The organism is Paenibacillus sp. MABNR03 (assembly GCF_050455445.1).
In the GTDB taxonomy this organism is placed as follows: domain Bacteria; phylum Bacillota; class Bacilli; order Paenibacillales; family Paenibacillaceae; genus Paenibacillus; species Paenibacillus xylanilyticus.
The window spans coordinates 498,267-513,695 of sequence record NZ_JBCIYR010000003.1; the positions used below are offsets into that span (position 1 = coordinate 498,267).

Here is a 15,429-nt window from a genome sequence, read left to right on the forward strand (position 1 = left end):
AATAGGAGGTGGGATTATGGAGCCAATCTTAACAGTCAAGGACCTAAGCGTGTCGTTTACAACACGTTCTGGTGAATTTGATGCCGTTAAAAATGTAAGTTTTGAACTTGGCAAAGGAGAGACGCTGGGGATTGTTGGTGAATCCGGTAGTGGTAAGAGTGTTACCGCCCAAACCATCATGAAGCTGATTCCCTCCCCGCCTTCGAAGGTCAAAAGTGGAGAGATTACTTTTCACGGGCAGAGCCTGCTTGGAAAAACAGATAAACAAATGGAAGCCATCCGTGGTAAAGACATCGGGATGATCTTCCAGGATCCAATGACTTCATTGAATCCTACAATTAAAGTCGGTAAGCAAATTACAGAAGTACTTCGTAAACACCAAAATATGTCCAAAAAAGAAGCTGAGAAGCGTGCTTTGGAAATGTTGGAGCTCGTGGGTATCAAAAATGCGGCAATTCGCATGAATCACTACCCACACCAATTTTCCGGTGGTATGCGTCAGCGTGCAATGATTGCCATTGCCCTGGCGTGCCGTCCATCCCTTCTCATTGCGGATGAGCCGACAACAGCACTTGATGTAACCATTCAGGCGCAAATCCTGGATGTCATGAAGGATATGCAGCAAAAGCTTGGAACATCCATCATGCTCATTACCCATGACCTTGGTGTAGTAGCTGGTATGTGTGACCGCGTTGTTGTTATGAAGGAAGGCGAAGTAGTGGAGACGGGAACGACAGCTGAAATTTTCAGCAATCCTAAGCATCCATATACAATCAAATTGTTGAACGCCTTGCCTCGTTTGGACGAGCCTAAGAAAGAAAAACCTACTCCGGTTGGTATTATCAAAGGTGCCAACAAGCCGCTAGTTGAAGTGAAGAACCTGAAACAATACTTCAATCTGGGTAAAGGTAACATTCTCAAAGCGGTTAATGATGTCAGCTTTGATATTTTTGAAGGCGAAACCCTTGGAGTTGTAGGGGAATCCGGATGTGGAAAATCCACAACGGGACGTACAATTCTTCGCCTTTATGAGCCAACAGGCGGAAATGTTAACTTTAACGGAACAGATATCTATAAGCTGTCTCCGCGCAAAATGAAAGAAATGCGCAAAGATATGCAAATGATTTTCCAGGATCCATATGCATCGCTGAATCCACGTTTCAACGTTATGGATATTATCGGCGAATCGCTTGATATCCACGGCCTGGCTTCCAGCGGTAAAGAGCGGAAGAGACGTGTAGAGGAATTGCTGGATCTCGTAGGTTTGAATCCAAGCCATGCGCTCCGTTATCCGCATGAATTCTCTGGTGGTCAAAGACAACGGATCGGTATTGCACGTGCGCTGGCAGTTGACCCTAAATTCATCATTTGTGATGAGCCTTTGTCAGCACTCGATGTATCCATCCAAGCCCAAGTGGTTAAGTTGCTTGAAGAGCTGCAGCAGCGTCTTGGTTTGACTTACCTCTTCATCGCGCATGACTTGTCCATGGTTAAGCATATCAGTGACCGTGTTGCGGTTATGTACATGGGTAAAGTAGTGGAGCTGGCTGAGAGTGAGGAGTTGTATTCCAACCCGGTTCACCCTTATACCAAAACATTGCTTTCTGCGATTCCCGTACCTGATCCGGAAGTGGAAGCAAACAAACGCCGCATTTTGCTGCCGGATGAACAGTCTGGTCCAATCCAAAATGCAGGCAGTGGTCCTGTAAACGATCCTTATAACCTGGAGAATGCTCAATTGATTGAGATTTCCAAAGGTCACTGGGTTTCAGAACCTTACGTATAAGAGATTATTACACCGCTTGAACTCATTTATGTTATCAAACCGTCGGCTTGTCCGGCGGTTTTTGTTTTTTCAATTACTTTCTTTTGACGAAGAGGCCTGTAATTCGGTACAATCAAGAAAGGCTCTTTGAAGCAGAATAGGAGGCAGACCTCATGAAGGCTATTACCGAGGCACTCCGCAGTGGAACGCAACTTGCAGAAGATTATATCTGCTCACGTGATGCTGCGCGGGGCCTTTACGAGTATGACATTCACTGGGAGTCTGGACTTCATGCGCGTGCCGAATGGTTGAATCAATCGGAGAACACACGTGTGAACCGCCAGAACCTGGTAGAGTATTTACGCATATATAACAAACGTTTGAATGATCACGAAGCTGTACATCACTCCATCTCCCGTCTGGCTGAGGAAGGTACGTTTGTGGTTACGGGGGGACAGCAGAGCGGATTGCTTACAGGTCCGCTATTCGTTATCTACAAAGCTGCGAGCGTGGTTGCAGCTGCCCGTGAAGCGGAGGCCACACTTCAGCGTCCGGTAGTTCCTGTATTTTGGATCGCTGGCGAAGATCATGACTGGGACGAAGTGAACCACACCTATCTGCCTGATCGCAATGGAGAAATGACCAAAGTCAAGCTGCATGGTCGATTTGATGGCCGGAATTCGGTGAGTGGTGTCGAAATTGCAGTGGAACAGTGGATGAACGTACTTGAGCAGGTGGAGCACCTGCTGCCGGATACTGTACATAAACCTGGATTAATGGAGATGCTCAATCGTATCCATCAATCCAGCTCGAATCTTAGTGATGCGTTTGCCAGAATGTTGTCAGCTTTGTTCGGCAATAGTGGACTTGTCCTTATGGATGCGGCAGATCCCGGATTACGCGAACTGGAACAGCCTGTATTTGAACGATTGATTCGTGAGAACACCTCGTTGCGCGAAGCTTATTTGCAAGGGGCAAGCATGGTGCAGGAGTCGGGGTACTCCATGCCGGCCGAGGTTGCTGAAGACGGAGCAAATCTGTTTTATATTCACGATGGGGCTCGTTTGCTTTTATTCCTAAAAGATGGTTTGTATACGGACCGAAAAGGATTAGTGTCTTTTACGGAAGAACGACTACTTCAGGAGCTTGGAGAACATCCCGAGCGTTTCAGTAATAATGTATTAACCCGTCCGCTAATGCAGGATTCCGTACTACCTGTAGCTGCGGTAATTCTGGGACAGGGTGAGATTGCATACTGGGGATTAACCAGAACTGCATTTCGCCAGTTTGGTCTGCAAATGCCCATCTTGCTACCACGGTTGTCTTATACCATCCTGGAAGATGTACATCACAAACATATGAATCAGTACGAGCTCTCTTTTCAAGATGTGCAATACCGTATGGAAGAAAAAAGAGAGCAGTGGCTCGCTGGACAGGAAACATTCCAAGTCGAGGAACAATTTGAACAGGTCCAGCAAACATTTGCTGAGCTCTATCGCCCATTGCTCGATCAACTTGCGCAAATTCACGCCGGACTTGATCGGATCGGAGAGACGAATCTGAGGAAGATTAATGAACAGATTCAATATCTCGAAAAGCAAACACAGAAAGCGATCATGGACAAACATGAGGTCGGACTGAGACATTGGAATGGCATACAGAATTCTCTCTTTCCTATGAATAAACCACAGGAACGAGTGCACAATGCGCTCTTCTATTTGAACCGTTATGGAACAAAGTGGATTGAGGAACTGATTGAGAACGGACGTGAATTCCGTGGGCAACATCAAGTGATTACGTTATAACCATGTGCTTAGCAGAAGACCTTTATAATAGAAGAAACAGATAAACGAGGAGGATGTGCATGACTACATCTGCATTGCAAAACAGTATTGTCAAGGATATGGGACTTGCTTCTGAAGGTCATCTGAAAATTGATTGGGTTGAGGCACATATGCCGGTGTTGAACCGGATTCGCCGCCAATTTGAACAGGATCTGCCTTTCAAAGGTTTAAAGGTTGCCATTTGCCTTCACCTTGAAGCCAAAACAGCTTACCTGGCCAAAGTTATTCAGGCTGGGGGTGCAGAAGTTACCATTACACACAGTAACCCATTGTCGACCCAGGATGATGTATGTGCGGCTCTTGTGGAAGATGGAGTTACCGTTTATGCCAAATACAATCCGGGGCCTGAAGAGTTCAAACAGCTGCAGCTTCGTGCACTGGAAGTTAAACCTGATCTGATCATTGATGACGGTGGTGATTTCGCTACCATTATTGCCTCTGAACGTCCTGACCTTGCTGCTACCATTCGTGGAGGCGCAGAGGAAACGACAACAGGGATTATCCGTCTGAAAGCATTGGCGAAAGAAGGACAACTGCAATTCCCGATGGTGGCAGTTAATGACGCTTATTGCAAATACCTGTTCGACAACCGTTACGGTACAGGGCAATCTGCTTTTGATGGCATCATCCGTACAACCAATCTGGTTGTAGCCGGAAAGAATGTAGTTGTAGCGGGTTACGGCTGGTGTGGCAAAGGCGTGGCGATGCGCGCCAAAGGGCTCGGAGCAAATGTAATCGTAACAGAAATTGATCCAATCAAAGCAGTAGAGGCACATATGGACGGTTTCCGCGTAATGACCATGGTGGAAGCAGCCAAACTGGGAGATTTCTTTATCGCTGTTACCGGCAATAAGGATGTAATCACGGGTGAACACTATGATGTGATGAAAGATGGAGCGATCCTGAGCAATGCGGGTCATTTTGATGTGGAAGTTAATAAACCTGAACTTGCCAAACGGTCAGAATCGATTCGTACGGTGCGTCGCAACATTGAGGAATATCGCTTCAAGGATGGACGCAAAATGTACCTTCTGGCAGAAGGTCGTCTTGTGAATCTGGGTGCAGCTGACGGCCATCCTGCTGAGATCATGGACACGACATTTGCATTGCAGGCTTTGGGTCTGCGCTATGTGAGCGAGAACTATGCTGCTTTGGGTAAGACGGTTGTTAATGTACCTTATGAGATCGACCAACAGGTGGCCAGCTACAAACTGGAAAGCCTGGATATTTCGATTGATTCCCTGTCATCCGAGCAAGAAAAATATTTGGATAGCTGGAGATTTTAGTGTGATCCAATAATTACAAGCTGATGAACTGAGTCAAAGGGTATAGAATAGTGTATTGATGATATGGCTCATATGCGGTTGTATGTAGGATAACCATTACTGGGGAAACGCCTTTGATCCTGAGCGACAGGATCAAAGGCGTTTTTTAATGCTGTAGAATGAAAAAAAATCAAACTGGCAAGAAGGGTTTTGATTTTTTAGTGCGAATCTATTATGCTTAGGTGGTGGAAAGTGGGGCAAAGTGGGAGAAACGGGTGAGGAGTGAGTGGGCCAATGTTTATGGGGGAGTTCCAACATAGCATTGATGACAAGGGTCGGGTTATTATTCCGGCCAAATTCCGCGAATCTCTGGGACCCTCTTTCGTTGTCACACGGGGTTTGGACCAGTGTCTTTTCGTGTACCCCATGGAGGAGTGGGGGGTCATGGAACAGAAGCTCAAAGCACTGCCTTTGATGAAGTCGGATGCACGTGCGTTTACCCGCTTTTTTTTCTCGGGTGCTACCGAATGTGAATTGGACAAACAGGGCAGGGTAAATTTGCCGGGCAATTTACGGGAGTATGCCAAACTGGACAAGGATTGTGTTGTTCTTGGCGTATCGAACCGGGTGGAGATCTGGAGCAAAGGCATATGGGAGAGTTATTTCAATCAATCCGAGGAAGCATTCAACGACATTGCCGAAAAGCTGGTCGATTTTAATTTTGATTTATAAAGTCAGGAGGGGTGCAGGTTGTTTCACCACATAACCGTACTCAAAGAAGAGGCAACAGAGGGATTAAACATCAAGCAGGACGGTATATACGTGGACTGCACTTTAGGTGGAGGAGGACATAGTTCCGTCATTGCTTCCAAGCTCGGTCCAGGGGGAAGGCTTATCGCACTGGATCAGGATGATTGGGCTTTGGATAATGCACGCGAAAAGCTTGCTTCATATGGAGATCGTGTCACGCTGGTTAAAACGAATTTCCGCGATTTGGAACAGGTATTGAAAGAACTAAATGTTCCAATGAAGGACGGCGTGCCACAAGTGGATGGCATTTTGTATGATTTGGGCGTGTCATCACCTCAATTCGATGAAGGAGAACGTGGGTTTAGTTACAATCACGATGCTCCGCTGGACATGAGGATGGATCAGGATGCATTCCTTACAGCCAAAGAAATTGTCAACGAATGGCCTGAAGAGGAGATTGCCCGGATTCTATACCGTTACGGTGAAGAGAAATTTTCAAGACGAATTGCGCGTGTCATTGTGGAGAAACGAAGCCAATCTGTCATTGAGACCACAGGAGAGCTAGTGGAGTTAATCAAGGAAGGCATCCCGGCAGCTGCTCGCCGAACAGGTGGCCATCCTGCGAAACGCAGCTTCCAGGCTTTGCGGATTGCAGTAAATGATGAGCTGGGTGCGTTCGAGGAAGGATTGCATCAGGCGGTTCGGTGCCTGGCACCAGGTGGACGTGTATCTGTTATTACCTTTCACTCGCTTGAGGATCGGATTTGTAAACAAATATTCAGCAGTTATCTGGAGAAGTGTACATGCCCGCCTGATTTTCCGTTATGTGTGTGCGGCGGTAAGGGCATATTGCGTTTAGTCAACAGGAAGCCGCTGATTCCAACGGAAACAGAGCTGGCCGAGAACTCCCGTGCACGTTCAGCGAAGCTGCGCGTAGCCGAGAAACTGTAATCCAAGAGCGAAGGAGAGAGCCTTTGTATGGCATATACACGTGGTAACCTTGCAGTAAAAGAAAAAGCAACCCAGGAACGTGTGACACAGCAGCGTTACAAGGAAACCACCAAAGTGGTTACTCGTCGTACCGGTCTTCCGGCACGCGAGAAGTTTCTGTATCTGATGACATTAATGATCTGTATTGTTATTGGTGGTGCACTGATGTGGCGTTATGCTCACATCTATGATCTGAACAAGCAGGCTCAAGTAACGCTCTCCGAAATGAGAGAAGCCGAGAAAACTATTGCAGATCTGCAAGTGGAAAAAGAGAAGCTGAACAATCTGGTCATCGAAAATGCACGTGAACTGGGCTATGTGGAGGCATCCGACAAGGATGTAATTTATGTGCCTCGTTCAACAAGTGCAACAAGCTCGCAGGATACAGAGTCGTCTTCGGATACAGCAAGTAAGTAAAGAGGTGTACCGATGGTAAAAAGAATAAAGATGCGCACGCTGCTTATAGGGGGATGTATTACCCTCTTTTTTCTTGTACTGATAACCCGAATCTTCTTCATTCAAGTTGTGAACAGCAGTACCTGGAAAGGATATGCATCCGAACTTGTGGAACGTGAACAGACCATTAAGGCAAGCCGTGGGTCCATCACGGACCGGAATGGCAACATTCTGGCAACGGATGCACCGGCATATACGGTATCGGTGAATCCCGAGTTGATCCATGAGCTTGGGATTGAAGATGTCGTGACAACAAAGCTTGCAGCGATACTTGGTAAAAATGAGAGTGAACTGCGTGCTCTGGTAACTGCTAAGAATAAAGATGGCGAATTTTACAAACAACGCGAAGTTCGAAGCGAAGGTTATAAAATAAGCCCGGAGCTTGCAGCAAAAGTAACTGCACTTCGTGAGGAACTGAAGGAAGATTACAAGGCTCAAAACGCCATTGTAATGGCACAGGAGTCGAAGCGGTTTTATCCGGAAGAAACGCTCGCTTCGCATCTCCTGGGCTACATGAGCCGTGATGGAAAAGCTGTGAACGGGCTTGAGGTTTCTTACGATGAAGAGCTGACGGGCACGGATGGTTACCTGAACTATCAAAAGGATGCAAAAGGTGTCAAACTTCCTGATTCCCAGGATAACTATCTTCCACCGCAGAACGGAAACAACCTGAAGCTGACGATTGATGATACCATTCAGTTTTACATCGAAGATGCAATGAGAGAGGCAGTTGCTCAGTACAATCCGCTGAGTATGACCGTCATTGCGGCAGACCCCAACACGATGGAAATACTGGGCATGGCGAACTGGCCGAATTTTAATCCTAATACGTACTGGGAAACACCGGACCAGAAAAACTTTATCAACCATGCAACACAGTCCATCTACGAACCAGGGTCAACATTTAAAATTGTTACACTTGCTGGGGCTGTAGAAGAAAAATTGTTTGATCCGAATGCAACGTTTGAATCCAAACGGATCTATATTGGTGGATATCCAATCAGTGATAATGGTCATGCTTATGGTCGGATTTCATATCTGGAAGGCGTTAAACGCTCAAGTAACATTGCATTTGTAAACCTGGGTTACAACATGCTTGGTGGCGAACGTCTGCGTCATTACATAGACGAATTCGGCTTTGGCCAAAAGACAGGCATTGATCTGCCAAGCGAGTCGGCTTCACCGATCAAACCATTGGTCTACAAGTCCGAAATCGCAACAGCAGCCTATGGTCATGGTCTGGTTCAAGTAACCCCAATCCAGCAGGTGGCAGCTATTTCGGCCATTGCTAACGGCGGTAAACTGATGGTTCCACATTTGGTGAAGGAAATCATCAATCCAAATGATGGAACGACTGAAGTGATTAAGCCCAAAGAGGTTCGCCAAGTCATTTCCAAGGAATCTGCGAAACTCGTAAGTGGATATTTGGAACAGGTTGTGGCTGACCAACAGATCGGCACTGGACGCAACGCTTACATTGATGGATATCGGGTTGCAGGTAAAACCGGTACGGCCAGAAAAGTGGTAAACGGGGAATACAGCAAATCCAAAGACGTTGTTTCGTTTATCGGATTTGCACCTGTGAACAATCCCAAAATTGCTATGCTGGTGGTGATTGACCAACCTAGTGGTTCCAATATTGGTGGAGGTACCGCCGCTGCACCTGTATTCAAGAAAATTGTAAGTCAGACACTTCAATATATGGGCGTTCCAAAAGATACAGCCAAGACGACGGACAAAAAGGCATCTACGGTCATCCAGACGAAGACTCCTGACTTGACTGGGAAAACAGCCAAACAGGCCAGAAGCCAGCTTCTGAACGCAGGAATTGCTTACGAGACCCTTGGGAAGGGCGAGAGTGTTATTCGCCAGTACCCTGCGGCAGGCGAATTTATGAACCCGGGCCAGCGAATCTACCTGCTCACGGAAGACAGCAGCAGTATGAAAGTTCCTGATCTGACAGGCGAATCACTTCGTGATGCCATGGAAGTTCTTTCACTCATGAAAGTAGGAGTGATCGTCAAGGGTGAAGGCTATGTTGTGAGTCAGAAAGAGCAGGTCTCAGGGGAACAGCGGACCATACAGCTCACATTGCAGACAGCCAAAGCAGCGGTTACAGGGATAGCGGATGAAGATCCCGAGTCTTCCGATACAGCACTGGAGGATGAAGGTAAGGAGACATCAGAAGAGTCAGGCAAAACAGGAGAAACGAGCAGCTCTGATGAAACCAAGACTTCAACCAATGAGACAGAACCGTCTTCCGATGCGGCGGTCGATCCCGTCCTTCCATAGCAATCCTTTACAGCTTGTTCTAACCCCCGGTTGTCCCGAATATTCATGAATGAACGAGGTCATGATTTTGGGACGAGTGGGGGGATCTTTTCGTGAAGGGTTCAAGTGTAAATCTACGGCGCAGACTGTTATGGAGTTTGCTCATTTTGGTTTTGTTATTTTCGGCCCTGGTCATCAGGCTTGCTTATGTACAACTCGGGAAAGGACCGGAATTGTCTGCAAAAGCGGAGGAGTCCTGGCGGCGTAATATTCCTTATTCAGCCAAACGGGGAGAGATTCTGGACCGCAATGGTACCTCTCTTGCCTATAATGTGACTACTCCGACGATTATGGCAATTCCTGCTCAGGTCAAGGAAGCAGAGACTACGGCGAAAGCGCTGGCGCCTTTGCTTGGAATGACGGAAGAGAAAGTGCTGGCAACCATCAAGAAAAGAGAACTGATTGTAAGACTACAACCCGGCGGCCGCAAAATTACGATGGAGAAAGCTCAGCGCATTCGTGATTTGAAGCTTCCGGGTATCGTTGTTGCAGAGGATAATAAACGCTTTTATCCTTATGATGACCTGGCTGCTCATATTCTTGGTTTTACAGGTATTGATAACCAAGGATTGACCGGAGTTGAGAAAAGATATGACGAGAAGTTGACCGGTTTAAATGGCAGTGTGTCCTACTTGTCCGATGCGGCCGGAAGGCTTATGCCGGGCTCATCTGAGAAGTATGTGGAACCAAGGGATGGTCTAAACCTGGAGCTGACCATCGACAAATCAATTCAGTCCATCATGGAGAGAGAATTGGATCAGGCCATGGTCAAATTCCAGGCTAATTCCGCTCTGGCCATCGCAATGAATCCCAAAACGGGCGAAGTGCTCGGCATGGCCAGCAGGCCTGGGTATGAACCAGCGGATTACCAGCAGTACCCGTCTGAAATCTATAACCGGAATTTACCGATTTGGATGACATACGAACCCGGTTCAACCTTTAAAATTATTACCCTGGCAGCAGCACTGGAAGAGAAAAAAGTAAATCTGCAGCAGGATCAATTTTTTGACCCAGGATATGTTGAAGTCGGAGGCGCCCGCCTGCGCTGCTGGAAGAAGGGTGGGCATGGCAGTCAGACATTTCTGCAAGTCGTGGAAAACTCCTGCAACCCCGGGTTTGTGGCCCTTGGTCAAAAGCTGGGAAAAGAGTCCCTGTTCTCTTACATCAAAGACTTCGGATTCGGAACCAAAACGGGTATTGACCTCAGTGGCGAAGCGAGTGGTATATTGTTTAAACTGTCTCGAGTGGGTCCTGTCGAACTTGCAACGACTGCTTTTGGTCAAGGTGTCTCCGTTACGCCAATTCAGCAAGTGGCGGCTGTATCAGCGGCCATTAATGGTGGCAAGCTCTACAAACCTTATGTGACGAAGGCATGGGTTCATCCTGAAACGGGAGAAGTCATGGAAGAAGTCAAGCCTGAGCTTGTACGGCAGGTCATCTCCGAGGATACCTCCAAGCAGGTTCGTGAAGCTTTGGAAAGTGTTGTTGCAAAGGGTACAGGAAGACCGGCTTTCATTGATGGATACCGGGTAGGTGGCAAAACGGGTACAGCCCAGAAGGTTATTAACGGACGTTATTCCTCTACCGAGCATATTGTATCCTTTATTGGGTTTGCTCCAGCAGATGATCCGCAGATCGTGGTGTACACGGCTGTCGATAATCCCAAAGGGATTCAGTTCGGGGGCGTTGTAGCCGCTCCAATTGTACAGAATATACTTGAAGACTCGCTGCATTACATGAATGTCCCGGTACGTAAGGATCAGGTCGCAAAAGAATACAAGTATGGTGAAACAAAAATTGTCACCGTGCCCGACCTGACAGGTGCAACGGTTGAGGATCTGTACGAAGATCTCAACATGAACTTTATGCTGGCAAAGTCCGGCAGCGGGAAGTACGTAATTAACCAGGCTCCGAAGCCTGGAGCAAGGGTAGAGCAGGGTTCAACCATACGAATCTACATGAGTGATGTGCTGAATGATGCACACGAGCATACGGAAGAAGAAGGACAGGAGCCTTAACCGGCTCCGGTTCCTACCGCAACAAAATTCAAAAAGTTGCGTTTCATTAAATGGCTATATGGACGATATTAATAAAATGAATTGCCCTGTGCAGAAGTAAACTTGGAGAAGTGAGGTTATTCATGTGCTTTTAAAACAATTTGCATCAAAGCTGACAACTGCCCGCCTGATTGGCGAGCCAAATACAGAATGCCAGAACTTACAGACAGATTCCCGCCAGGTACAACCGGGAGATCTGTTTATCTGTCTTCCGGGACATACCGTAGACGGACATGATTATGCAGAGAAAGCTGTTAACGCTGGAGCTGTAGCATTGGTTGTGGAACGACAACTGGAATTGCCTGTGCCACAGCTGTTGGTCAAAGACAGTCGTTTTGCAATGGCTGTACTGGCGGACTCCTTTTTTGACTCACCAAGTCACAAGATGAATATGATTGGTGTAACAGGAACCAACGGCAAAACAACAACCACATATCTGATTGAAAAAATCATGAGTGATCATGGACAAAAAACGGGTTTGATCGGTACCATTCAAATGCGTTACGACGGCCGTACCTATCCGATGTCAGGAACAACGCCAGAAGCTCTTGATCTGCAGCGGAGTCTGTATGATATGGTTCAAGCAGGCACGAATTGCTGTGTAATGGAAGTTTCGTCGCATGCTTTGGAGCAGGGACGTGTAAAAGGAACGGATTTCCGGACCGCTGTATTCACCAATTTGACCCAAGACCATTTGGACTATCACAATTCCATGGAAGAGTACCGCGCAGCCAAAGGTCTCTTCTTTGCAAGACTTGGCAACGAGTACACTGAGGATGCTTCCCGTCGCAAATTTGCAATTATTAACGCGGATGATCCTTCTGCAGATTATTTCAAATCTGTCACCGCAGCTGAAGTGATTACATACGGCATGGAAGAGGGCGCTGATGTACGGGCATCCAAAATCTCGATCACATCACAGGGCACGTCTTTCCATGTGGATACATTCGCAGGCAGTACAGATATTAGCTTGCGCATGGTAGGAAAATTCAACGTCTATAACGCCATGGCTGCAATCTCTGCTGCACTTGTTGAAGGTGTACCATTGGAAGAGATCAAACGCAGTCTGGAGACTGTGCCTGGTGTAGACGGACGTGTTGAAGCCGTAGACGAAGGTCAGTCGTTTGCTGTCATTGTTGACTACGCTCATACGCCGGACGGATTGGAAAACGTGCTGCGGACGGTAAAAGAGTTTGCAGAAGGACGTGTCATCTGCGTGTTCGGATGCGGGGGAGACCGGGATCGGACCAAACGTCCATTAATGGGGAAAATTGCAGCAAAGTACAGTGACATTGTTTTTGTCACTTCCGATAATCCACGGACGGAAGATCCGGATCTGATCCTCAAAGATATTGAAGTGGGTCTGGTGGAAGAAGGTGTATCATCGGATCGTTACCTCATGGTTGTAGATCGTCGTCAGGCGATTCATGAGGCTATTGAAATGGCAAGCCCAGCCGATGTAGTATTGATTGCGGGCAAAGGTCATGAGACCTATCAAATCATCGGAACAACCAAAACGGATTTTGATGATCGGATCATAGCCAAAGAGGCGATAAGGGGCAAATCCAATTGATAAAAAGAACATTGGCACAATTAGCCGAAATGTGCGGAGGAACATTAAGCGACCTTGCTGCTTATGGAGCAGTTCACGTTGAAGGCGTGTTTACAGATTCACGCAAGCCTGTAGAAGGCAGCTTGTTCATCCCGCTTGTAGGCGAAAGGTTTGACGGGCACGAATTTGTGCAAGCCTGTTTAGAAAAGGGAGCCGCAGGGGCATTATGGCAAAAAGACCATGGTGATGCCCCGCAGGGCGGTGGCGTCATTGTAGTCGATGACACGTTGACAGCTCTACAGACACTTGCATCTGCTTATTTAGCTGAAAGCAAAACCTCTGTCGTTGGCATCACGGGAAGTAATGGCAAAACAACAACAAAGGACATTGTGGATGCCATTCTGTCTACCACCTTCAAGGTGCATAAGACACAGGGCAACTTCAATAATCATATCGGACTGCCGCTTACGGTGTTAAGCATGGAGCAGGATACCGAGATTGTGATTCTGGAGATGGGCATGAGCGGCCGAAGAGAAATCGAGGCATTATCTTTGATCGCCCAGCCTGACATCGCCATTATTACAAACATTGGTGAATCCCATCTGCTGCAGCTTGGCTCCAGACTGGAGATTGCCAGAGCAAAAGCTGAAATTGCTGCAGGCATGAAACCAGGCGGACTGTTGATCTATAACGGAGACGAGCCGTTGATCAAGCAAGTGCTTGCTGAAGCGGAGACGAAGCAGCCCGAGGGTCTTGAGCGATTTACGTTTGGACTGCAAACAGACAATGATGATTATCCGACCGGACTCATGAATGCGCAGAACGGAGTTGTATTCACCACAAAACAATCCGGGGAACAGGCTCTTACGCTTCCTTTACTCGGCACACACAACGTCGTTAATTGTCTTGCTGCGCTTGCTGTTGCACGTCATTTTGGTGTGAAAGCTGAACAGATTGCTTCAGGGTTGTCGCAATTGAAATTGACGGGCATGCGCATTGAGGTTCTTCAGGGGGTCAGCGGACTGACGATGCTCAACGATGCATACAATGCCAGTCCAACCTCGATGAAAGCTGCTATTGATGTGCTGGATGGCCTGAAAGGGTATCATTCCAAAGTAGCTGTACTTGGAGATATGTTGGAGCTGGGGCCTCAGGAAAAAGAACTTCACCACGGCATAGGGGAATATATAACTCCAGCAAAAATGGACTTGGTGCTGACCTATGGACCGTTATCAGCAAACATAGCTGAAGGGGCAAAACTTCATATGCCTGCAGAAGCTGTACATTCATTTGAAAACAAGGAAGAGATGACCCGTTACCTGCTGGAGAACTTGCATTCCAGAGACGTAGTCTTGTTCAAGGCCTCCCGGGGTATGAAGCTGGAGGACGTGGTCGAATCACTAAAAATAGCACCATTACAGAATCGAGTAGACTAGAGGGGTGAACCCATGGATTTTCAGGTATTACTGTTAACAATCGGTGTTTCATTTATTTTGGCGGTGATTGCCGCACCGCTTTTGATTCCATTACTGCGCCGAATGAAATTCGGTCAGCAAGTTCGGGAAGACGGGCCGCAGAGCCATTTGAAAAAAAGCGGGACACCGACGATGGGCGGGGTTGTCATCCTGCTTGCCTTTACATTAGCCTTTTTGAAATTTTCGGCAGTCAAGAATACGGATTTTTACGTCCTGCTCGTAGCTACACTCGGTTTTGGACTGATCGGCTTCCTGGATGACTATATCAAAATTGTATTCAAACGTTCACTGGGACTGACCGCCAGACAAAAAATGCTGGGGCAACTGTTTTTCAGTGCAGTGATGTGTTTCTTGCTCATCCAGAATGGGCACAGCACAGCGATCTCCATTCCCGGAACATCTGTCTCCTTCGACTGGACTGGATGGTTCTATTATCCGTTTGTGGTGTTCATGATGCTCGCCATCACCAATGCCGTTAACTTTACGGATGGTCTGGACGGTTTGCTGTCCGGAATTAGCGCTATTGCTTTTGGTGCATTTGCAATTGTGGCGATGCAGGCAACTTCCATGCCGGCAGCCGTGTGTGCAGCAGCAATGATTGGTGCTGTGCTTGGTTTTCTCGTGTACAATGCGCATCCGGCCAAAGTATTTATGGGAGACACGGGCTCGCTCGGCATTGGTGGTGCCATTGGTGCAGTTGCCATTGTTACGAAGACAGAGCTTCTCTTTGTAATCATTGGCGGTGTGTTCGTCATCGAGATTCTATCCGTTATTATTCAAGTGGTTTCCTTCAAGACTCGGGGCAAGCGTGTATTCAAAATGAGTCCCATTCATCACCACTTTGAATTAAGCGGCTGGTCGGAATGGCGGGTTGTTATTACCTTTTGGGCGGTAGGTGCTATTTTGGCCGCTCTTGGACTTTATCTCAACAAGGGGTTGTAAAT

The 15,429-nt window shown here is 47.3% G+C and carries 11 protein-coding genes; all 11 read left to right on the forward strand.

Annotation, left to right across the window (positions count from 1 at the left end):
* The first annotated feature begins 16 nt into the window (after nucleotides 1-16).
* The 11 genes from AAIH57_RS17415 (at nucleotide 17) to mraY (ending at nucleotide 15,427) form a co-directional block, all read left to right on the forward strand.
* The gene (locus AAIH57_RS17415; protein ID WP_175397528.1) at nucleotides 17-1,786 is read left to right on the forward strand and encodes an ABC transporter ATP-binding protein; all 1,770 of its coding nucleotides are present in this window, start codon (nucleotides 17-19) and stop codon (nucleotides 1,784-1,786) included.
* Nucleotides 1,787-1,938: 152 nt separating this feature from the next.
* Nucleotides 1,939-3,570 (forward strand): bacillithiol biosynthesis cysteine-adding enzyme BshC, encoded by a 1,632-nt coding sequence (bshC, locus tag AAIH57_RS17420; RefSeq protein WP_430022514.1) that lies wholly within the window; start codon nucleotides 1,939-1,941, stop codon nucleotides 3,568-3,570.
* A gap of 59 nt (nucleotides 3,571-3,629) precedes the next feature.
* Nucleotides 3,630-4,895, forward strand: a complete 1,266-nt coding sequence (locus AAIH57_RS17425) for an adenosylhomocysteinase (protein WP_430022515.1) — start codon at nucleotides 3,630-3,632, stop codon at nucleotides 4,893-4,895.
* A gap of 273 nt (nucleotides 4,896-5,168) precedes the next feature.
* Nucleotides 5,169-5,606 carry a division/cell wall cluster transcriptional repressor MraZ gene (mraZ, locus tag AAIH57_RS17430; protein ID WP_017687291.1) on the forward strand — a complete coding sequence of 146 codons (438 nt, stop codon included), beginning with the start codon at nucleotides 5,169-5,171 and terminating at the stop codon, nucleotides 5,604-5,606.
* An 18-nt stretch (nucleotides 5,607-5,624) separates the two neighbouring features.
* A complete protein-coding gene (rsmH, locus tag AAIH57_RS17435) occupies nucleotides 5,625-6,575 on the forward strand; it encodes a 16S rRNA (cytosine(1402)-N(4))-methyltransferase RsmH (protein ID WP_175397531.1) in 951 nt (316 codons plus the stop codon).
* Between the two features lie 27 nt (nucleotides 6,576-6,602).
* Entirely contained in the window at nucleotides 6,603-7,031 is a 429-nt protein-coding gene (locus AAIH57_RS17440; RefSeq protein WP_175397532.1) for a hypothetical protein, read from the forward strand.
* A gap of 12 nt (nucleotides 7,032-7,043) precedes the next feature.
* Nucleotides 7,044-9,362: a penicillin-binding transpeptidase domain-containing protein gene (locus AAIH57_RS17445; RefSeq protein WP_430022516.1), complete on the forward strand. Its 2,319-nt coding sequence runs from the start codon at nucleotides 7,044-7,046 to the stop codon at nucleotides 9,360-9,362.
* 92 nt (nucleotides 9,363-9,454) lie between these two features.
* Nucleotides 9,455-11,419, forward strand: coding sequence for a stage V sporulation protein D (locus AAIH57_RS17450; protein ID WP_175397534.1), 1,965 nt, complete (start codon nucleotides 9,455-9,457; stop codon nucleotides 11,417-11,419).
* 124 nt (nucleotides 11,420-11,543) lie between these two features.
* On the forward strand, nucleotides 11,544-13,031 hold the full coding sequence (locus AAIH57_RS17455) for a UDP-N-acetylmuramoyl-L-alanyl-D-glutamate--2,6-diaminopimelate ligase (protein WP_430022517.1): 1,488 nt from the start codon (nucleotides 11,544-11,546) through the stop codon (nucleotides 13,029-13,031).
* Nucleotides 13,031-14,446, forward strand: coding sequence for a UDP-N-acetylmuramoyl-tripeptide--D-alanyl-D-alanine ligase (locus AAIH57_RS17460; protein ID WP_430022715.1), 1,416 nt, complete (start codon nucleotides 13,031-13,033; stop codon nucleotides 14,444-14,446). Before AAIH57_RS17455 ends, AAIH57_RS17460 begins: the two co-directional genes overlap by 1 nt.
* A 12-nt stretch (nucleotides 14,447-14,458) precedes the next feature.
* Nucleotides 14,459-15,427, forward strand: coding sequence for a phospho-N-acetylmuramoyl-pentapeptide-transferase (mraY, locus tag AAIH57_RS17465; RefSeq protein WP_095289967.1), 969 nt, complete (start codon nucleotides 14,459-14,461; stop codon nucleotides 15,425-15,427).
* Nucleotides 15,428-15,429 lie beyond the last annotated feature (2 nt).